Source organism: Streptomyces sp. NPDC047085 (genome assembly GCF_040643735.1).
Taxonomy (GTDB): domain Bacteria; phylum Actinomycetota; class Actinomycetes; order Streptomycetales; family Streptomycetaceae; genus Streptomyces.
Map to the genome: position 1 here is coordinate 136,690 of NZ_JBEYUW010000002.1, position 19,537 is coordinate 156,226.

General features: G+C 70.4%; 20 protein-coding genes and 2 pseudogenes. 6 read left to right on the forward strand and 16 right to left on the reverse strand.

Features of this window, described 5'->3' with window-relative positions:
- Positions 1 to 5: 5 nt before the first annotated feature.
- Complete coding sequence (locus ABZ865_RS06320) at positions 6 to 1,187, forward strand: GTP-binding protein (protein ID WP_361224779.1); 1,182 nt, start codon at positions 6 to 8, stop codon at positions 1,185 to 1,187.
- Between the two features lie 183 nt (positions 1,188 to 1,370).
- Here the strand turns inward: ABZ865_RS06320 and rpsR are convergent, their stop codons facing one another.
- Genes rpsR through rpmG form a run of 4 tightly spaced genes read right to left on the reverse strand, consistent with a single transcriptional unit; the run spans position 1,371 to position 3,227 of the window.
- Positions 1,371 to 1,613 carry a 30S ribosomal protein S18 gene (gene rpsR, locus ABZ865_RS06325; RefSeq protein ID WP_361224782.1) on the reverse strand — a complete coding sequence of 81 codons (243 nt, stop codon included), beginning with the start codon at positions 1,611 to 1,613 and terminating at the stop codon, positions 1,371 to 1,373.
- Positions 1,614 to 1,633: 20 nt separating this feature from the next.
- Entirely contained in the window at positions 1,634 to 2,803 is a 1,170-nt protein-coding gene (locus ABZ865_RS06330) for a GTP-binding protein (protein WP_361224785.1), read from the reverse strand.
- A complete protein-coding gene (locus ABZ865_RS06335) occupies positions 2,800 to 3,057 on the reverse strand; it encodes a type B 50S ribosomal protein L31 (protein WP_330337050.1) in 258 nt (85 codons plus the stop codon). The genes ABZ865_RS06330 and ABZ865_RS06335 overlap by 4 nt, the downstream gene beginning before the upstream one ends.
- 5 nt (positions 3,058 to 3,062) lie before the next feature.
- Complete coding sequence (gene rpmG / locus ABZ865_RS06340) at positions 3,063 to 3,227, reverse strand: 50S ribosomal protein L33 (protein ID WP_014150502.1); 165 nt, start codon at positions 3,225 to 3,227, stop codon at positions 3,063 to 3,065.
- 80 nt (positions 3,228 to 3,307) lie between these two features.
- Between rpmG and rpmB the strand changes: the two genes are divergently transcribed.
- Both rpmB and rpsN read left to right on the forward strand, forming a co-directional pair.
- Complete coding sequence (gene rpmB, locus ABZ865_RS06345; protein WP_361224790.1) at positions 3,308 to 3,544, forward strand: 50S ribosomal protein L28; 237 nt, start codon at positions 3,308 to 3,310, stop codon at positions 3,542 to 3,544.
- On the forward strand, positions 3,544 to 3,849 hold the full coding sequence (gene rpsN / locus ABZ865_RS06350; protein ID WP_361224794.1) for a 30S ribosomal protein S14: 306 nt from the start codon (positions 3,544 to 3,546) through the stop codon (positions 3,847 to 3,849). Before rpmB ends, rpsN begins: the two co-directional genes overlap by 1 nt.
- 204 nt (positions 3,850 to 4,053) lie before the next feature.
- Here rpsN and ABZ865_RS06355 read toward each other — a convergent pair.
- A pseudogene (locus tag ABZ865_RS06355) lies at positions 4,054 to 4,281 on the reverse strand (hypothetical protein); the annotation flags it as partial.
- A gap of 410 nt (positions 4,282 to 4,691) precedes the next feature.
- On the opposite strand from ABZ865_RS06355, the gene ABZ865_RS06360 reads away from it, so the two are divergent.
- Complete coding sequence (locus ABZ865_RS06360; RefSeq protein ID WP_361227165.1) at positions 4,692 to 6,137, forward strand: YibE/F family protein; 1,446 nt, start codon at positions 4,692 to 4,694, stop codon at positions 6,135 to 6,137.
- 399 nt (positions 6,138 to 6,536) lie between these two features.
- On the opposite strand, the gene ABZ865_RS06365 is transcribed toward ABZ865_RS06360, so the two are convergent.
- The 7 genes from ABZ865_RS06365 to ABZ865_RS06395 all read right to left on the reverse strand — a co-directional run bounded on the left by ABZ865_RS06365 (position 6,537) and on the right by ABZ865_RS06395 (position 13,181).
- A complete protein-coding gene (locus ABZ865_RS06365; protein ID WP_361224797.1) occupies positions 6,537 to 6,995 on the reverse strand; it encodes an Rrf2 family transcriptional regulator in 459 nt (152 codons plus the stop codon).
- Between the two features lie 53 nt (positions 6,996 to 7,048).
- Positions 7,049 to 8,272, reverse strand: coding sequence for an acyl-CoA dehydrogenase family protein (locus ABZ865_RS06370; protein ID WP_361224800.1), 1,224 nt, complete (start codon positions 8,270 to 8,272; stop codon positions 7,049 to 7,051).
- A 530-nt stretch (positions 8,273 to 8,802) separates the two neighbouring features.
- On the reverse strand, positions 8,803 to 9,963 hold the full coding sequence (locus tag ABZ865_RS06375) for an LLM class flavin-dependent oxidoreductase (protein WP_361224803.1): 1,161 nt from the start codon (positions 9,961 to 9,963) through the stop codon (positions 8,803 to 8,805).
- A gap of 33 nt (positions 9,964 to 9,996) precedes the next feature.
- Positions 9,997 to 11,193 (reverse strand): SfnB family sulfur acquisition oxidoreductase, encoded by a 1,197-nt coding sequence (locus tag ABZ865_RS06380; protein ID WP_361224806.1) that lies wholly within the window; start codon positions 11,191 to 11,193, stop codon positions 9,997 to 9,999.
- The gene (ssuE, locus tag ABZ865_RS06385; RefSeq protein ID WP_361224809.1) at positions 11,190 to 11,747 is read right to left on the reverse strand and encodes an NADPH-dependent FMN reductase; all 558 of its coding nucleotides are present in this window, start codon (positions 11,745 to 11,747) and stop codon (positions 11,190 to 11,192) included. Before ssuE ends, ABZ865_RS06380 begins: the two co-directional genes overlap by 4 nt.
- A gap of 41 nt (positions 11,748 to 11,788) precedes the next feature.
- Entirely contained in the window at positions 11,789 to 12,925 is a 1,137-nt protein-coding gene (gene sfnG / locus ABZ865_RS06390) for a dimethylsulfone monooxygenase SfnG (RefSeq protein WP_361224812.1), read from the reverse strand.
- Between the two features lie 175 nt (positions 12,926 to 13,100).
- The gene (locus ABZ865_RS06395; RefSeq protein ID WP_361227168.1) at positions 13,101 to 13,181 is read right to left on the reverse strand and encodes a putative leader peptide; all 81 of its coding nucleotides are present in this window, start codon (positions 13,179 to 13,181) and stop codon (positions 13,101 to 13,103) included.
- A gap of 137 nt (positions 13,182 to 13,318) precedes the next feature.
- On the opposite strand from ABZ865_RS06395, the gene ABZ865_RS06400 reads away from it, so the two are divergent.
- Complete coding sequence (locus ABZ865_RS06400) at positions 13,319 to 14,245, forward strand: LysR family transcriptional regulator (RefSeq protein WP_361224814.1); 927 nt, start codon at positions 13,319 to 13,321, stop codon at positions 14,243 to 14,245.
- Between the two features lie 4 nt (positions 14,246 to 14,249).
- Positions 14,250 to 14,558 (forward strand): annotated as a pseudogene (locus tag ABZ865_RS06405) (AAA family ATPase).
- Positions 14,559 to 14,634: 76 nt separating this feature from the next.
- Here ABZ865_RS06405 and ABZ865_RS06410 read toward each other — a convergent pair.
- The 4 genes from ABZ865_RS06410 to ABZ865_RS06425 are packed head-to-tail and all read right to left on the reverse strand — an operon-like array spanning position 14,635 to position 19,472.
- On the reverse strand, positions 14,635 to 15,783 hold the full coding sequence (locus ABZ865_RS06410; protein WP_361224817.1) for an LLM class flavin-dependent oxidoreductase: 1,149 nt from the start codon (positions 15,781 to 15,783) through the stop codon (positions 14,635 to 14,637).
- Complete coding sequence (locus ABZ865_RS06415) at positions 15,776 to 16,867, reverse strand: LLM class flavin-dependent oxidoreductase (protein ID WP_361224820.1); 1,092 nt, start codon at positions 16,865 to 16,867, stop codon at positions 15,776 to 15,778. The genes ABZ865_RS06410 and ABZ865_RS06415 overlap by 8 nt, the downstream gene beginning before the upstream one ends.
- Entirely contained in the window at positions 16,864 to 18,237 is a 1,374-nt protein-coding gene (locus ABZ865_RS06420) for an NtaA/DmoA family FMN-dependent monooxygenase (RefSeq protein ID WP_361224823.1), read from the reverse strand. The genes ABZ865_RS06415 and ABZ865_RS06420 overlap by 4 nt, the downstream gene beginning before the upstream one ends.
- Before the next feature lie 20 nt (positions 18,238 to 18,257).
- Positions 18,258 to 19,472 (reverse strand): LLM class flavin-dependent oxidoreductase, encoded by a 1,215-nt coding sequence (locus ABZ865_RS06425; RefSeq protein WP_361224826.1) that lies wholly within the window; start codon positions 19,470 to 19,472, stop codon positions 18,258 to 18,260.
- Positions 19,473 to 19,537 lie beyond the last annotated feature (65 nt).

Here is a 19,537-nt window from a genome sequence, read left to right on the forward strand (position 1 = left end):
CGTTGATGCCGTCCGGCCCCTCCGGCCGACTGCCCGTCACCGTCCTGTCCGGTTTCCTCGGCGCGGGCAAGACCAGCCTCCTCAATCATGTCCTCGGCAACCGCGAGGGCCTGCGCGTCGCGGTCATCGTCAACGACATGAGCGAGGTCAACATCGACGCCGCCCTGGTGCGGGGCGGCGAGGCGGCCCTGTCGCGCACCGAGGAACGCCTGGTCGAGATGACCAACGGCTGCATCTGCTGCACCCTGCGCGACGACCTGCTTCAGGAGGTCGACCGGCTGGCCCGCGAGGGCCGCTTCGACTACCTGCTCATCGAGTCGTCCGGAATCTCCGAACCCATGCCGGTCGCCGCGACGTTCGCCTTCGCCCGCGACGACGGCGCCACCCTCGGTGAGATCGCCCGCCTGGACACCATGGTCACGGTCGTGGACGCCGCGAACTTCCTGCCCGAGCTGGCAAGCGGCGACGAACTCGTCGAGCGCGGCCTGGACCAGTACGAGGACGACGAACGCACCGTCAGCGACCTGCTGATGGACCAGATCGAGTTCGCCGACATCATCGTCCTGAACAAGCTCGACCTGGTCGACGACACCGCCGCCGAGCGGCTGCGAGCGACCCTCATGCGCCTGAACCCGGTGGCCCGGATCGTTCCCGCCGTCCACGGACGCGTGGATCTCAAGGCCGTACTCGACACCCGGCTGTTCGACCTGGAGCGCGCCCAGCAGGCGCCCGGCTGGGTCATGGAGCTCAACGGCGACCGCGTCCCGGAGACCGAGGAGTACGGCATCGCCTCCACTGTCTTCCGCTCCGAACTGCCCTTCCATCCCGGAAGGTTGTGGCGGTTCGTCACCGAGGAGATGGACAGCGGCGCATACGGGCAGATCCTGCGCTCCAAGGGCTTCTTCACCCTCGCCAGCCGCCCGCGCGTGACGGGCCTGTGGTCACAGGCCGGCTCCGTCGCACGCTTCGAGCCCTCCGCCGCTCGCGACGCCGACAGCCCCGAGCGCCAGGAACTGGTCTTCATCGGCACACACCTGCACGCGGACGCACTGCACGCGGCATTGACCGACTGCCTCATGGCCGACGAGGAGAGCCTGCCGCTCACGGACCCGTTCCCCACCTGGGACACCTACGGCATCGACGACACCTGCGAGCACGAGCATCCCCCACGCGTGGCGGGCGTCTGAGGACCCCGGGCCGGGCGGCGAACGCAGCCACGGCGCCGCCCGGCCCGGTACACGTGCTCGGGGTGCAGCCCACCGAACGTGATGAGCACGCCGATCGCCTGGGCCGGTGTCACGCCCCAAGCGGTCACCCGCGGAGACCATTGCGACGCCCGGCAGGGCTGACTCCGGCGGGTGACCACCGCTCTATCGGGAGCTGTAGGGAAGGAGCGCCATCTCGCGCGCGCTCTTGACGGCCTGCGCTATCTGCCGCTGCTGCTGACGCGTCACGTGGGTCACCCGACGGCTGCGGATCTTCCCGCGGTCGGAGATGAACTTCCGCAGCAGATCGGTGTCCTTGTAGTCGATGTAGGTGATGCCGGCGGCGTCCAGCGGGTTGGTGCGCTGACGCTTGGCCGTCTGCCGCCGGATGCTTGTGCGTCGGGTCATGGTGAGGTCGGTCCTCTCTTTCAGGTCACTGGGTCGAGCAAGTCGTCGAAGGCGTGCGGGAGTTGCTTCCATCGGTTCCTGCCCGCCGCGTACTCGTCGTCGGTGAGCAGACAGGAATCGAGCAGGGCCGACAGGCCGTCGCGGTCCAGGCCGGGCGAGGTGAACGTGAGGTACTGGCAGCGGTCGCCGTGTTCCGGGTGCCAGTCCACGGAGGCGGCGAGGCGGCGCTCGGCGGTCACCATCTCCCAGGCGGCGTCGGGCAGAGCTGCCAGCCAAGGACCGGCCGACTCCACGCACAGCGCGCCGCCGGCGGCGTCCCACGACAGCAGTGTGTCGGGGCGGTCCGCCAGCCAGAACCGCCCCCGGCTGCGCGCGGCGGCGCAGGTGAGGTCCTCAAGCGCCGCGTACAGGCGCTGCGGATGGAAGGGCCGTTCGCGCCGCCAGACGAAGGTGCTCACGCCGTGCTCCTCGCACGACTGCGGCAACAGCGCGCACGCGGGATGCACACGGGCGGCGGCCGCTGCCACGTCGAAGCCCGCCAACAGCGCTGCCCCCAGGGCACCGTCGCTCTCCACCCGTACGCTTCGTGCGCCTGGTGTGAGCTGGGCGAGCAGCGCGTGGTCGGTGTCGTCGGCGACCTCGTCGCAAGAATCGTCCTCGCCGAGGGCGATCACCGTGGGGTACTCCAGCTGCCGGGCGAAGGTGTCGGCGACCGTGCGCTGGTCGGTCGGCGCGGCGGCGAGGCCGACGTCGGCCAGGTCGTCGCCGTTGGACAGGTACGGCAGGACGAGTGCCGGGTCGACCGCGGTGGCGACCCCGGTCAGCGCCAGCGGTGCGCCCGCGGCGGCGATGACTCCGGCCATGGCCTGGGGCTCGACGGCGTCCCACAGTTCCACGACGGCCAGCCGGTACGTTCCCTCCGCTGCGAGCCGCAGCAGTTCGGGGACGAGATCCTCGCGAAGTGCGCAGCACGCGCAGTCGTTCACCAGGGGCGCGTCGGCACTGCCCAGCAAACCGTCGGCGTCGCGCACCGTTCGGTGCACCGAGCTATCGGCGGCGGACGTCAGGTCGTGGTGCAGCGCGACCGAGCCGGGGACCGTACGCAGGATCTCCTCGACGGCGGCCCGGCGGGCGTCGGCGTGCAACCCGGCGACGATCGCGACCGGCAGCCGCGCCTCGTCCCCGTTCACCGCTCGCTCCGTCCGCGTCCGTACCGCCGCTCGAAGCGCTCGACCCGCCCCGCGGTGTCCAGGACCCGCTGGGTGCCGGTGTAGAAGGGGTGGCTCGCCGAGGAGATCTCGACGTCGATGACCGGGTAGGTGTTGCCGTCCTCCCATTCGATGGTCTTGTCGCTCGTGGCGGTCGACCGGGTGAGGAAGGCGTAGTCGGCGGCCCGGTCACGGAAGACGACCGGGCGGTACTCGGGGTGGATTCCGGGCTTCACGGCTCTCAGCGCTCCTCACGGAAGTCGACGTGGCGGCCGGCGACCGGGTCGTACTTGCGCAGGGTGAGCCGGTCGGGGTTGTTACGGCGGTTCTTGCGGGTCACGTAGGTGTAGCCAGTGCCAGCGGTGGACCTCAGCTTGATGATCGGGCGCAGTTCGTTACGGGCCATGGACAGACCATACATGGGATTGGTTTTCATTTTCATCAAGCGCTAATGTGCTGCTGCATCCACCCCAAGGAGGAACAGCCATGTCCGCCCACTGCCAACTCACCGGCCGACAGCCCGGCTTCGGCCATCGCATCTCCCACTCGCACCGGCGCAGCAAGCGCCGCTTCGATCCGAACATCCAGCGCAAGCGCTTCTGGCTACCGAGCGAAGGCCGCCACGTCCGGCTCACGCTCTCGGCCAAGGGCATCAAGACGGTCGACACGATCGGCATCGAGGCCGCGGTGGCCCGCATCCGCGCCCGCGGAGGGAAGGTCTGATGGCGAAGAAGAGCAAGATCGCGAAGAACGACCAGCGGCGCCTCGTCGTGGCCCGATACGCCGCGCGCCGCGCCGCGTTGAAGGCGATCATCGCGTTCCCCGGGAGCTCCGACGAGGACCGCACCGCCGCCCAGCGGGAACTACGCCGGCATCCCCGTGACGCCAGCGCCACCCGCCTGCGCAATCGCGACTCCGTGGACGGCCGCCCCCGCGGCTACCTGCGCGCCTTCGGCCTGTCCCGCATCCGCGTACGCGAGATGGCCCACGCGGGCGAGCTCCCTGGCGTGACCAACAGCAGTTGGTGAACCGGCACGCCAGGGGCTCACAACGGGCGCGCCGGCGACGCAGCCCGAATCTGTACCCGGTTTCGAACGCACCTTCCGCCACTCTGAACGACGGGCGGGCGGGCGGCGACACCGGCTCGTGGCGTTCCGCCACGACCAGGTGGGTACGGCGTACCCCGCACGCGGACGGCTTCCACGTGCGGGACCCGGGGCCGTACCGGAAGATCAGCCGGTCGTCAGGGCGGTGTCGTCCACGACGAAGCTGGTCTGCAGCGAGGAGTCCTCCACGCCGTTGAACTTCAGGGTGACCGTCCGGCCCGCCAGCGAGGACAGGTAGAAGGTCTTCTGCGCGTACCCGGAGTTGTGGTTGAGGTTCGAGTAGGTCGCCAGGGTGGTCGAACCGGCGGTCACCGTCAGCTTGTCGTACGCGGTGCTGCTCGTGGTCTCCGCGCTCGGCGAGCCGGACGACATCCGCCGCCCGAGGGCATCGTGCCGATAGCGCCGGGGAGCGTCGCGGCACACGCGCGCCGGGAGGGCGGCCGGTGAAGAGGCTCATGAGCCGGCCATGGTGAGCCGCGGTCCCGATCTTCTGGCGATGCTCGGGCTGAGACCACGACACGGCCTTCCCGTACTCTTCCTCAGAGCCGCCGCGCAGGACCGGCTTCGGAGGGGGCACGGACAACCGCGAGGGAGACGGCATGGGAGCCGCTGACCGGCAGAGTGCCGACGACTGGAACCGGGTCGGCGACCCGCCCCGCCCCAGGGGTGGTCGTGCGAGCGAGGACGGCCACAACTACGAGTACGGGATTCCTCCCGAGTCGATACCTCACCCCGGCTCCGGACCCGGTGCCGGCGCGGGCCACATGCCCTCCCCGGCGACGGGCCACCGGCACGCCCCCGCGCTGGGCGACGGGCGCGCCGCAGCGACCAGCACCGGACATGGTCCCGACCACGGCCCGGACGCGGCCGGTCACGGACGCCCGCACGCCCACGGCCACAGCCACAGCCACAGCCACAGCCATGGACCCGCCGCACCGGTCTCCCGGCACCTGCGCAAGGTCATCGCGGCGATCCTGATCCCCTTCACCGCCGCAGTCGTGGTGGGCCTGGTGGTGCTGTGGCCGGGCGGAGCCCCGCCACACAAACGCACCGGCGTGGGCTTCGACCAGCAGACCCAGCAGGCCACGGTCACCAAAGTCGTCGAGGTGAGCTGCAAGTCGGTGAACGCCTCCGGCGAGACCCCCACCGGCGACACCTCCACCGCCGAGGGCAGCTCCGCGGTGCAGGAGGCGAACGGCACCTGCCACAAGGCCACAATCCGAGTCGACACCGGCAAGGACAAGGGCCGTACCTTCACCGAGATCGTGCAGCCCGACCAGGCACGGCAGCTCCACCAGGGCGAGCAGGTCGTGACCGCCTACGAACCCTCCGCGCCCAAGGACCTGCAGTACTCGGTCACCGACGTCAACCGTCGATTCCCCATGGGCCTGCTGGCCGGGATCTTCGCGCTCGCCGTCGTGGTGGTGGGCCGACTGCGCGGCGTGATGGCGCTCGTCGCGCTGGCTATCAGCTTCATGGTGCTGAACTTCTTCATCCTGCCCGCGATCCTGCACGGCTCGAACCCACTGCTCGTGGCAGTGATCGGGTCGAGCGCCATCATGCTGATCGCCCTCTACACGTGCCACGGCCTGTCGGCCCGAACATCGGTGGCAGTGCTCGGCACGCTGGCCTCGCTGGCACTGATCGGCATCCTCGGCTCACAGTTCATCGACTGGGCCGCGCTCACCGGCAACACCGACGACCAGACCGGCCTGATCCATGGCCTCTTCCCGAAGATCGACATGAGCGGTCTCCTGCTCGCCGGCGTCATCATCGGCTCCCTCGGCGTCCTGGACGATGTCACAGTGACCCAGACATCGGCCGTCTGGGAACTGCACGAGGCCAACCCGGCGATGGGCTGGCGCGGACTGTACCGAGCAGGCATCCGCATCGGCCGCGACCACATCGCCTCCGTGGTCAACACCCTCGTCCTCGCCTACGCGGGTGCCGCGCTGCCGCTGCTCCTGCTCTTCTCCATCGCCCAGAGCGGCGTCAGCACGGTCGCCAACAGCGAGCTGGTCGCCGAAGAGATCGTACGCACGCTGGTCGGATCCATCGGCCTGGTGGCCTCGGTGCCGGTCACCACGCTCCTCGCCGCCCTGGTCGTTTCGGCCGACCGCCCCGGTTCACAGGCTGGATCGACGACTGCAGGCGAAGTGGCGGCCGGCCGAGCGGCTGCGGGCCGGGGCGGTCGCCGACGGAAGCGTTGAGAGTCGCCCCTTCAAGTCAGGCCCAGGCCATGTCATCCATTGCCTGGTCCGCGCACGACGCCGCACCTGGGCGAACGGGTCGGCGCGGCGGCTTGCCAGAGCGGGTCAGGCAGCACCGTGTGTGCCGGGCCAGTGGTCTCCATGGCCGGATCAAAAGCGCACCCAGGAAGGTGCGTCCATCATGCGTTCCAGCCGGTGAGACGACTGTGTTGCGCTGGTGCGCGACTACCCCCATGTGGTTTCCGGCTTCCGCCGGCTACACCCCTGAGGAGCCGTCCGCCGGGCCCGACACCTCGGCCTGGTCGTTCGAGACCAAGCAGATCCATGCCAGGGCGGCGCCCGCGTCTCGATGAGCTTGTCCCTCTCGGAGTTCTGCTCGTTTCATTCACCGAACGTCGGTCAGGGATTCGTCCAGGCCTCGGGGTCCGATGTGAGGCTCAGGACCTCGTCGGGCAGCTTGGCCACGGCGACGTGGGCCAGGGTGACCTCGCCGAGGATCTTGCGGACGTTGGCGCGTACGGCGATCCACAGGGGCAGCAGCGACTCCGCGGGACCGCAGTAGGAGAGTTCGGGTGGGCGCACTCCCCGCACCGAGACCAAGGGGCCGTCCGCCACGCGGATGACGTCGGCGATGGTGATCGACTCCGCCGGGCGGGCGAGCCGGTAGCCGCCCTTGCCGCCCCGCTGGCTGACCACAAGACCGCCCCGGCGCAGGTCGCCGAGGATGCCCTCCAGGAATTTGTGCGGGATGCCCTGCGCCGCGGCGATCGCCTCGGCCTTGAGCGAGGCGTCGCTCCCTGCTGCGGCCAGCTCCAGCGCCGCCCGCACCGCATAGTCCGCCCGCGCCGAGATCCGCATGCCGCGATTATCCATCACTGTGGTGTCGGCCCCCGCACCGGTCGCCCTCCCGGTCAGGCTGGAAGGGCGAAGGGTGGGTGCGCGCCGTTGAGAAAGTAGTCGCCCACCTCGCGCAGTCTGTGGGCGACCGGCTCGCGCAGGGTGTGTGTCCGGGCGTTGCGCCAGAAACGGTCGAAGCCGTGCCGCGCCGAGGCGGCGTCGGCGCCGAGGACGTCGAGGGCGCGGGTGGTGATCTCCTGCGCGGCCCGGGAGGCGGCAGACTCGGCCACGCTCGCGAGGACGGCGATCTCCGCGCACTCCTCGTCGTCGAGTTCCTCGCCCTGTACGAGGCCGCGCACCAGGGCATCCACCGCCTGCTCGGCGAGGGCGGACGCGGCACGTGCGACGACGGTGAGCTCGCCGTACACGGTCAGCGCGTACGGATCTTGCGGCGGGCTGTCCGGCCAGGGCTCAGGCGAGACGGGCTGCCAGAGGGACCTCATGCCCCTTCCGCACTCGCGGACCTCGGCCAGCAGGCCCTCTGCCACGCCAAGACAGAACTGGACGGAGACCAGACGCGCGGTCGGCGCGGCCAGAGAGGCGAAGGGTGACAGGACGCCCTCGTCCGTCGAGAGGGAGCCGAGCACATCGTCGGCCGCGACCGGCACGGAATCGAACTCCACGCCGCCACCGGCAGCCAGCCGCTGGCCGAAGGCATCCCCGCTGCTGCCGCTCACGACGCCCGAGCGGGCCGGGTCGACCAGGACGGCCAACGGCTCACCGGTGCCGTACTCGGCGGCTCGAACCACCAGCCGGTCGGCGATCCCGACTCCAGTGGCATACCTCTGGTAGCCGTTGAGCAGATACCCGCCCGACGTGGGGGTCAGGGTGAGTGGTGGTTCATGTGAGGCGATACCGCCTCCCCAGCACCACTGCCCCGCCGTCGACTCCCGCTCGATGCGGACGGCACGGGTGCGGTCGGCGAAGAACCGGGCGCTGCAGGACAGGAAGTAGTGGTTGCCCAGCAGGTGGCCGATGGCCCCGTCGGCCGCGGCGACGGTCCGGATGACCGCGTAGGCCGTGCGCCAGTCCCCACCGCCTCCCCCGAGTTCGGCCGGTGCCGGCAGTGTCAGCAGTCCCGACTCGCGCAACCGCGCCACCTCGTCGAGCGGTGCCTTGCCGGCCTGTTCGCGCTCGACCGCGTCCGTGGCCAGGTCGTCCGCCATCTCACGGGCTATGTGCAGCCAGTCGGTCTGCCCGGCTCCGGCGTCGGTCAGCTCGTCCGCCGTCACCGTCATATCCTCACCCGCTTCATGCGGCTGCGGCTGTCGCTACAGCTCGGTGCTGTGGTCATCGCGTCTTCCTTCAGGGGACCGAGGACGACGCGGTGCCCGGCGAGGTGGCGTGGGAGTGCGGCAGTGCGCAGTGACGCGTCGGCTTCTTCATCCTCACTCTCCTCTTCGACCACCGTCAACGCTTTCCTAGTAATTCGATAGGAAAACTAGGGAATCTGATGTGCTCCGGCTGATTCACGCTCCCGGATGGCGAGTTCGCGATGGCGGGCGGCCGGGTGGTCGTCCCCTACGCGGGGCTGCCGGCCGCGCCGTGAAGCCGTTCGCGGAGCATGGCGCCGCCGGACGGGGCCGGGATCCTGCCGCGGCTGCACAGTTCCGGGATCTGTGCGCGGCAGGATGCGTTCAGCGTCGGCACCGCGCGGGGGCCGAGGCCGACCGGGCGCGGCGGCGCCTGGCGCAGGGCGGCCTCGCGGGCGACTTGGCGGCCGGCTCGGCAGCGGCGACCGCCTCGGCGTTGTCGGCGATCACATGGGTCATCGCACGCCCCCGGTACCGGCGAAGGGGACCTGGGCGGCGGGGGCCACCTGCTGCCCGTCCGGGTGCCGCCACAGACCCTGGGCCTGAAGCTTCGGCAGCACGCCCTCGCCGAACCAGTACGCCTCCTCCAGATGCGGATACCCGGAGAAGATGAACTCCTCGATCCCCAGCGCGGCGTACTCCTTGATCCGATCGGCGACCTCGGTGTGACTGCCGACCAGGGCGGTCCCCGCCCCACCCCGCACGAGCCCGATGCCCGCCCACAGATTGGGATGGATCTCCAGCCCGTCCCGATTCCCGCCCCCGTGCAGGGCCAGCATCCGCTGCTGTCCTTCCGACTCGCTGCGGGCAAGCCCGGCCTGAACCTGCCGCACGGTTTCCGCATCGAAGCCCGCCAGCAGCCGCTCCGCCTCGGCCCAGGCCTGCCCGGAGGTGTCGCGCGTGATGACGTGCAGCCGGATCCCGAACCGGATATTGCGGCCCTCCTTGGCGGCCAACCCCCGGATCCAGGCGATCTTCTCGGCGACGCCGGTGGGCGGCTCACCCCAGGTGAGGTAGACGTCGACATGCCTGGCGGCGACTTCTCCGGCGATCGGCGAGGAGCCCCCGAAGTACACCTCGGGCACCGGATCGGGCACCCGGGCCAGCCTGGCGTCCTCGACCTGGAGGTGCTCGCCGGCGAGGTCGACGGTCTTGCCCTCCCACAACCCCCGGACGATTTCGAGGAATTCGCCGGTACGGCGGTACCGCGCGTCCTTGTCGAGGAAGTCCCCGTAGGCCCGCTGCTCGTGGCTCTCGCCGCCGGTGACGACGTTGAGCAGGAGCCGTCCGCCGGTCTGCCTCTGGAAGGTGGAGGCCATCTGCGCCGCGAGCGTCGGCGAGACGAAGCCGGGGCGGAAGGCGACGAGGAACTTCAGACGCTCGGTGTTCTGGCTGACCATGGCGGTGGTCAGCCACGCGTCCTCGCACCACGCGCCGGTCGGCGTGAGAGCGCCGACGAAGCCGAGGTCCTCGGCGGCGCGGGCGATCTGGCTCAGGTAGGCGACCGTCGGTGGCCGGTCGCGCCCGGACTGCGTGGCGGGGGTGCCGTGGCCGCCGCCGACGACGTGGCGGCTGTCGCCGTTGGTGGGCAGGAACCAGTGGAAGGTGAGGGACACGTGGGGGCTCCGATCGGTGTTCGTCAGCGTTCGTCACAGGAGGCCGTGCCGGGGCGGCTTGGTGCCGTTGAGCACGTAACGGCCGATGTGCTGGACCTTCCAGCGGGCCGGGTCGTGCAGGGTGTGGGTGCGCGCGTCGCGCCAATGGCGGTGCAGGCCCAGGGAGTCGAGGGCCGAGCGGGTGCCCGAGACCTCGAAGAGGGCGCTTGCGACCTCCACGGCGGCCTCGGCCGCCGTCACTTTTGCGGTGGCCACCGCGATCGAGGCCTCGGCGGCGCTGTCGTCGGTCAGGTCGGCGCGGGCGTCGTCGACCGCGCGGGCGGCCTCGCGGAGCAACGCTTCGGCAGCCCGTTCTCTGATCGCCAGTTCGCCGAACCGCTGGATCAACAGCGGATCCTCCGCGGCGGTCGCGTGTCCCTCGGCGGCGCTCTCGAACAAGGGGCGGCTCTTCGTACGGACGAACTCCACCGCCTCGCCCAGCGCCCCGGAGGCGATGCCGGCATCGATGGCCGCGTGCAGCAACTGAGCTACCGCACCATGGAGTTGGGGGGCTTGGAAGGTGAGGTGGTGCGGCACGACGCGGTCGGCGGGCACGGGCACCGACTCCAGGCGGACGGTTCCGCTGGCGGTGGTGCGCTGTCCCATGCCGTCCCAGTCGTCCACGACCGTGAGGCCGGGCGCGTCGCGCGGGACGTACGCCACGTGCAGGGTGTCGTCCTCGGTGCGGGCGAGGACGGGGATCCAGTGGGCGAACAGCGCGCCGGTGGAGTAGTGCTTGACGCCGTCGAGGACGTACGACCCGTCCGGGAGCCGGGCGAGGCGGGTGCGGATGTCCTGGACGTGCCGGCTGCCCGCCTCGGACTGGGCGTTGCCGAACCGCTTGCCTGCCAGTACCTCGCCGAAGAAGAACTCCTGCTGCTCGTCGGTCCCGTGCCGGCGCAGCACGTTGACGTACACGAAGTGGCTCTGCGGGATCTGGGCCAGGCTGGCGTCGGCGGCGGCCAGCAGTCGGAAGATCTCGGCGAGCGTGTCCGCACGGACGTCCGCGCCGCCGAACCGGGCGGGCACGGTCACGGCGAGCAGCCCGGAGGCGGACAGCCGCTCCAGCTCCGCGTGGGGGAGCCTACGCCGCGCGTCCCGATCGGCGGCGCCCTTGCGGAAGTCCCCGGCCAGCTTCGCGGCCACGGCGAGGGCCTCGGCGTCGTCCGCGATGACGTGCGCGGCGCTCATCCGGCGGCCGCCAGCAGCGTCGTACGGCCGCCCAGCGCGGCCGAGAACTGGTCCGTGACCTGCGCCAGAGCCTCGGCCGATCCCGGCGCGACTTTCAGCGTGCCGTCCTCGCCCACCGTGATGTCCTTGTCGAGCGTGAACCAGCCCGGCGTGATGTGCGCGGGGCCCATGGAGGCCAGCACCGGGCGCAGGGCGTAGTCGATGGCCAGGACGTGGGCGGTGGTGCCGCCGGTGGCCAGCGGGAGGACCGTCTTGCCCGCCAGGGCGTACTGCGGGAGCAGGTCGAGCAGGGACTTCAGCAGTCCGGAGTAGGCGGCCTTGTAGACGGGGGTACCGATCACCACCCCGTCCGCCTGCTCGAACAGGGCGGTGGCCCGGACGATCGCCGGGTGACCGAAGTCGGCCCCGAGCAGCGCCTCGGCAGGCAGGGTACGAACGTCCAGCGCAATCACCTCGTGCCCCTGCGCGATGAGCCGCTCGTCCAGGTGGCGCAGCAGCCGAGCGGTGCGGGAGGTGGCGGAGGGGCTTCCGGAGACGGACAGGACAGTGGCCATGGGAGGACCTTTCGGTTCGTCGTTTCGTGTGCGGGCCGCGGTCAGGCGTGGGCGGCGGCGGGCTCGGACGCGGCTTCCTGTGCCTCCAGTTCGCGCACCAGGGGCAGCACCCGCTTGCCGAAGTACTCGACCTCCTCCAGGTAGTGCAGGAAGCCGAGGAGGAAGAGGTCGACGCCGAGCCGCTTGTAGGCGACGATCCGCTCCGCGATCTGCTCGGGGGTGCCGATCAGACCCGTGCGGAAGCCGTCGTTGTACTGGACGAGGTCCTCGAACGTCGAGTCCTGCCACATGCCCTTGCCGTCGCCGGTGGACGGACCGGCCTGCTGGACGGCGTCGCGGAAGCCGTGCACGGCCTGCGTGTCGGCCTTGGCGACGATCTCGCGGAGCGTGTCGCGGGCTTCGGCCTCGGTGTCGCGGGCGATGAGGAACCCGTTGAGGCCGAACTTCGGAGCCCTCCGGCCCGCTTGGGCGGCGGAGGCGCGGACGTCATTGATCTGCTCGGTGACGCCGTCGAAGTCCTTGCCGTTGGAGAAGTACCAGTCGGAGACGCGGCCGGCCATGGCGCGCGCGGCGGTGGAGTTGCCGCCCTGGAAGATCTCCGGGTGCGGACGCTCGGGGGTGTTCAGCGGCTTGGGCTTGAGGGAGAAGTCGCGCAGCCGGTAGAAGTCACCGGCGAGCTCGGCGTGGTCCTCGGTCCAGATCTTCCGCAGGGCGCGGATGAACTCCTCGGAGCGCCGGTAGCGTTCGTCGTGCTCCAGCCAGGGCTCGCCCAGCGCGGTGAACTCGCCCTTGAACCAGCCGCTGACGACGTTGACGGCGAAGCGGCCGTTCGACAGGTGGTCGGCGGTGGCGCCGAGTTTGGCGAGGACGCCCGGGTGCCACAGGCCGGGGTGGACGGCGGCGATGACCTTCAGCCGCTGGGTGGCGAGCAGCAGGGCGAGGCTGAAGCTGGTGGACTCGTGCTGGTACTTGGCGCCGTAGCTGGCCATGTAGCGGACCTGGCTGAGCGCGTAGTCGAAGCCGTTGTTCTCGGCGAGGACGGCGAGTTCGCGGTTGTAGTCGTACCCCCAGTCGGTGCGCTGCTCGACGGTGCTGGTGACCAGACCGCCACTGACGTTCGGCACCCAGTAGGCGAAGCGGACGGAATCGGATCCGGGGTATGCGGAGGATGCGGGCATGGGAACTCCTGGCAGGAGAATGCTGCGCGGGCAGGACGAATGAGCTCCGCGGAATTCAGGCACGCTGGAGCGGCGTTTCCGGGAAAGCTGTCGTCACGACAGAAATGAGCCGGGACCGGAATTCACGGAAGGAAGTCACAGAGGGAGCGGGTGGGAGGGTTTCCCTCGGGTGCGCTCAGTCCCGACAGCGACAGAAGGCGCTGGAAACACGCGCAAGGTCGACGTGGAGTCGCCGCGTGAGGTCCTGTCGCTTCATGCCACCGATCGAACCAGGAGGGAGTCCGGCCGGTCAAGAATGCCCGGATGTGATTCCACATGGTGAGAGTCGGTATTCACGAGGCTGTGACAGGGATTCCCTTGAACCCGGTCCCGGGAGGGCGCAGTCTCCTGTTCGTGCGTATCGAACAGCTCGAATACATCGCTGCCGTCACACGGCTCGGTTCACTGCGGCGCGCTGCCGAGGAACTGCACCTGTCCCAGCCGGCGCTCAGCGAGACCGTACGCAATCTGGAGCGCGAGCTCGGCGTGGACCTGCTGGAGCGCAAGCGGTCCGGGGCGAAGATCAGCGACGAGGGACGCGAGCTGCTGCCGCACATCATGAGCGTGCTGGACGCGGTCGACCGGCTGCGCGGCGCGGCCGGAGACCAGCACCGCGTCAGCCGCATGGTCCGACTCGGCACGGTGAACACGGCTACCGTGCCGCTGGTCATCCCGACCGTGCGCGAGTTCCGGGCCTCGCACCCCGTCACCCAGGTGGAGTTGGTCGGCGCGCAGCAGGCCGACATCCACCGCGGCCTGTTGGAGGGCGCCTTCGACCTGGAACTGGTGAACTACCTCCGGGGCGACGACATTCCGCCCGGCTTCGAGACGACGGAGTTGCTCTGCGGCCGGCCGGTGGTGTGCGTGCGTCCGGACAGTCCGCTGGCGGCCCTGGAGGCGGTGGACGCGGACAGTCTTCTGGCCGAGCCGCTGGTCGTGATGCGGTCCGGCTATGTGATGCACCGTTTCGTGCACCGGCTGCTCCGTGGCCGGACTCCGTCCTTCTCGTACTCCACCGACGGCGCGGAGATGGGCAAGCTGATGGTGGCCGAGGGGCTGGGGGCCACGGTGCTGCCGGACTTCAGCGTCGTCGGCGACCCCCTGGAGCGACGGGGCGCGATCACTGTGCGGCCGCTCGCGGGGGATGCCACCGACGTGCTGCTGGTACTGCAGCGCCGCCACTCCGGCTCCGTTCCGCGGGCGGTCCGCGACCTGCACGAGCTCTTCGTGCGCAACGCCCAGGCGTGCGGCACTTCTTCGCGACGGCTGACGGAGGGATGACCCTGTGCTCATCGTCATGGGCGGCCTGCCCGGCACCGGCAAGACCACGCTCGCCCGTCTCCTGGCGGCCCGGATCGGTGCGGTCCATCTGCGGGTCGACACCATCGAGCAGGCGATCGTCCGTTCCGGGGTGGCCGGGCGCCCGGTTGGTCCCGTGGGCTACGCCGTTCCAGATCTGCCGCTGCCCGACTGGTAGCAGGTCGTCGACCGGGAGTACGAGCCGTGGGACCGCGAGCGCGTCGTCGTCGACACCGCGGGACAGAGCCCGCAACAGTCACTGGCTCTGCTCCTCCAGGGCCTGGCATCGGGCTGACCGGTACCGGGCGGCTGGCAAGCACCCGGCTCGGCCAAGTCGTCGTGCGCGTCCGGCGGTTCGGTACTCCCGAACTTCAGCTCGACTGGAAGGAGTGACCCCGTCGGCGCCATTCCTCCGCGAGCAGTTCGTATGAACGGACCCGGTCCGTGTGGTTGTGGGTCATGGTCGTGATGAGCAGCTCGTCCGCGCCCGTGGCCTCCTGGAGTTGTTCCAACTGGTCGGCCACCCGGCCCGGTGAGCCGACGAACTGGGTGTCGAGGCGGTCCTGGACGAGGGCCCGGTCCTCGTCGGTCCATGGGTGGGCGCGCGCTTCCTCCGGCGTCGGGTACTCGATGGCGCCCTCGGCCGTGCGGATGCTGCGGACCCACGGGCCGTAGCCGGTGGCGAGTGCGCGGGCGGTGGCGTCGTCCTCGGCGACGACGACGTCCGCCGAGACGCTGACGTACGGCTTCTCGAGGAACTCGGAAGGCTGGAAGAAGGACCGGTAACCTTCTACCGCCTCCAGGACCGTGGCCGGGCTGACGTGGTAGTTCGCCGCGAACCGCAGACCGCCCCGACCCGCGACAGCGGCGCTCTGACCACCGCTGCTGCCCAGGATCCACACCTCCACGTCGGCGCCCTCCCCCGGCACGACGTGCGCCTCGACGCCCTCCGGGGAGCGGTAGGTGCCGGCGAGCAGGGCGAGGATGTCGTCGATCTGCTCGGCGTAGTCCTGTGACTCGGCGCCCGGCAGCAGAAGCAGCCTGCGCTGCAGCGCGACGCGGGGTGATCCGAGCACATGCTCGAAGGAGAAGCGGGGCGGGATCAACAGGCCGTTCGGGGTGCGGCCGTCGACGACCGGGGTCGCCGTCGGCAACGGTGCGGCCGGCTGTCCCGGCGGCCGGCCGCCCGAGCGGCCCAGGCCCAGATCGAAGCGGCCCGGGTGCAGCGCGTCGAGCAGGCCGAACTCCTCCACCGTGGACAGCGCCGTGCGGTGCCCGAGCTGCACGGCCCCGGAACCGAGCCTGATGGTGGAGGTGGCGGATGCGGTCAGGGCCAGGACGACCGCGGGGGACGTGCCGGCCACGCCCGGATTGAGGTGGTGCTCGGCGAACCAGTAGCGGGCATATCCGAAGCGCTCGGCCTGCTGTGCGAGGTCGATGGAGTTGCGCAGGGCATCGGCTGCCGTCGAGCCTGAGGGGATCGGGACGAGGTCGAGAACGCCGAGGGCAATATCAGACATGGACGGACTCCTGGGTGAGCGGTGGCGCCGGAAACACCGGTCCCCACACGAACGGCGGGTCCGGGATCCCGCGGCGCAGCACGGGGGCGACCTTGGACTCGAACAGTTCGAGGGAGGCACGGTGCTGGGACTCCGTCAGCCCGCTCGCGTCGGCGTGCAGGTGGAGCACGGTGTGCCCGAACTGCTCGTGGTAGCGGTGCACCTTGTCGATGACCTGTTGCGGGCTGCCGATCAGAGCGGAGCTGCGTTCGGCGAAGTCCTCCAGGGTCTCGAAGACGACTGGCAGGCCGGCCTTCTTGAAGAACGCCAGGTTGGACTCGAAGACCGGCCGGTACGCGGCCATCGCCTCCTGCGAGGTGGGGGCGACGCAGATGCCCGCCGTGCCCGCGCCGACGGTGATCTGCGCCGGGTCGTGGCCGTAGTGCTCCCACCGCTCGCGGTAGTGGCGGATCAACTCGGCATAGGGCTCGATGGGGTTGGTGACGTTCGCCGAGAACAGCGGGTCGCCGTAGCGGGCAGCCAGGTCGACCGACTCCTTGCTGGTCGCGCTGCCGTGCCAGACGCGGACCGGCCGCTGATACGGGCGCGGCCACACCTCGGCGTCCGTCAGCGGGGGACGGAAGCGGGTCTCGGCGGTGACCTTGTCCTGGCGCCAGATCTTCCGGAAGACCTCGTAACTCTCGGCGTTGCGGTCCCACTGGTCCTCGGGCGTGACATGGAACAGGTCGCGCTGGGCGGCGCCGTTGCCCTTGCCGATGATCAGGTCGAGGCGCCCGTTGGACAGGTGGTCGAGGGTGGCGTAGTCCTCGTATGCCCGGACCGGGTCGAGGAGGCTGAGCGTGGTCACGGCGGTGAACAGCCGGATCCGCTTGGTCAGCGCGGCGACGTGGCTCAGTACGACCGGCGGCGAGGAGGAGATGAACGGCCGCTCGTGCCGCTCCCCCACGCCGAAGCCGTCGAAGCCCAACTCCTCGGCGAGCAGGGCGTTGTCGAGGACCTCGCGGAAGCGGTGGTGCGTCGACTTCTGCACGCCGGTGACAGGGTCCGGGCGGTGCACGATCAGGGTGATCGCGAGGAACTTCACGAGGCCACCCGCTCGTGGGACACCTCGTCGGGATGGGCGAGGCCGAGGTGGTGGCGGAGGGTCGGGCCCTGGTAGTCGGTGCGGAAGACGCCCTGTTCCTGCAGGAGCGGGACGACCCTGTCGGCGAAGTCGTCGAGGCCGGTGGGGGTGATGTGCGGGACGAGGATGAAGCCGTCGCTTGCGTCGGCCTGGACGTAGTCGTTGATGGTCTTCGCGACGGTGGCCGGGGAGCCGATGAAGTTCTGGCGGTTGCCGGTGTTGATGACCAGGTCGCGGATGGACCAGTTGTTCGCGGCGGCGAGTTCGCGCCATTCGCGGGCGGTGGCCAGCGGGTCGCGGTACATGCGGACCTGGGCGCGGCCCTTGGCGATGTGGTTGTCGCTGACGTCCGGGGCGATGTCGGGCAGCGGGCCTTCGGGGTCGTAGGAGGACAGGTCCCGGTTCCAGACGAACTCCAGGTGCTTGAGGGCGGTGGCGCCGCTGACCTGCTGTCGGCGTACCTCCTTCGCCAGATCCTCCGCCTCGGCATCGGTATCGGCGAGGACGAAGGTGGCGGCGGGCAGGATCAGCAACTGGTCGTGGCGCCGGCCGTACTTGGCGAGGCGGTTCTTGACGTCCGTGTAGAAGGCCTGGCCGCCCTCGAGGGTGGCGTGGCGGCTGAAGATGGCGTCGGCGGAGGAGGCGGCGAACTCGCGGCCCTCCTCCGAGTCACCGGCCTGGAAGATGACGGGGCGGCGCTGCGGGGAGCGCGGGACGTTGAACTGGCCGTGGATGTCGAAGTGTTGCCCGCTGTGGACGAAGGAGCCGGCCTTCGCGTCCCGGAGGAAGACGCCCGTCGCCTGGTCGGCGATGATCTCGTCGCCGTGCCAGGAGTCGAAGAGTTCGTGCGCGGTGGCGAGGAACTCCTTGGCGCGGGAGTAGCGCTCCGACTGGGGCAGGAAGCCGCCGCGGCGGAAGTTCTCTCCGGTGAAGGCGTCCCAGGAGGTGACCACGTTCCAGGCGGAGCGGCCGCCGGAGAGGTGGTCGAGGCTGGCGAACTGACGCGCCACCTCGTACGGCTCGTTGAAGGTGGAGTTGATGGTGCCGGTCAGGCCGAGGTGTTCGGTGACCGCGGCGAGCGCGGAGAGGACTGTGAAGGTGTCGGGGCGGCCGACGACGTCCAAGTCGTAGATTTCCCCGCCCTGTTCGCGCAGCCGCAGGCCCTCGGCGAGGAACAGGAAGTCGAACTTGGCGCGTTCGGCGGTCCGCGCGAAGTGCGCGAAGGAGCTGAACTCGATGTGGCTGCCGGCCTGCGGGTCGCTCCACACGGTGGTGTTGTTGACGCCCGGGAAGTGCGCGGCCAGATGGATCTGCTTCAGCGGCTTGCTCATGTCGGTGCGGTCCTTCCGGCTCAGGCGGCGGCGGTGGCGTAGCGGTTGGCGGGGCGGGGCAGGCCCAGCAGGCCGCGCAGGGTGTCGGCTTCGTAGGCGGTGCGGAAGGCGCCTCGGCGCTGGAGTTCGGGGACCAGGCCCTGGGTGATGGCAGGCAGGTCGTGCCCGGCGACGGCGGGACGCAGCCGAAAGCCGCTCAGGCCTTCCTGCGCCAACTCCTGTAGCAGGCTGGCGAGCTGGACGGGCGTACCGGCGAAGATGAGTGCGTCGCTCGTGTATGGCTCCCCCGCGAGGGCGTCGAGCCGGGCGCGCCGGTCCTCGGCAGCGGCCTGATCGTCGTCCAGGAAGACCACCAAGTCCCCGAAGATGCGCAGGGTTTCGTCGCCACGTCCGGCCGCCTCCTGCTCGGCACGGATTTCGGCGACGATCGCACGGGCCTGCTCGGCGTCGTGAGGGGTGACGTAGCCGACGTCGGTCTGGCGGGCGACCAGCCGGTACGGGACGGTCTGGTGGGCGAGGGCGGTGACGAGGGGCTGGCCCTGCGGTGGGCGCGGGGTGATGGAAGGGCCCTTGACCCTGAAGTGCTTGCCCTCGAAGTCGATGTAGTGCAGCTTGTCGCGGTCGATGAAGCGGCCGGTGGCGACGTCGCGGATCTCCGCATCGTCCTCCCAGCTGTCCCAGAGCCGGCGCACCACCTCGACGTAGTCGGCGGCCTCGTCGAACAGATCGGTGAGCCGCTCCTGTCCGGCCGGCGTCCGCAGTTCCTCCAGGTTGATCGGCGGGAAGGCGCGGCGGCCGAAGTGATCGGCCTCGTGCGGGCGAGCGGAGATCTGCACGCGCAGGCCCGCGCGGCCGCTGCTGACGTAGTCGAGGGTGGCGATCGCCTTGGAGATGTGGAAGGGCTCCGTGTGGGTGGCGATCACCGTCGGCACCAGGCCGATGTGCCGGGTGAGCGGGGCGATGCGGGAGGCGATCAGGACGGCGTCGAGGCGGCCGCGGACCTGGTCGGTGCGACCATCCGGCTCGCCGTAGTGCGAGGACTGCAGGCCGAGACCGTCCTCCAGGGTGACGAAGTCGAGCAGGCCACGCTCGGCCTCGGCGACCAGATCGGCCCAGTATCCGGCGGTGAACAGGTCCCGGGGGCGGGCGGTTTGCTCGCGCCAGGAGGCGGGGTGCCAGCCGGTGCCGTCCAGGGCGACGGCAAGGTGCAGGTGGGAAGAAGGAGTTGAGGACACGAGGGTGCCTTCCTGGAGGTCCGTATGAGATCGCCGGCCCGCGGGAATCGGGGCGCACGGCGGTG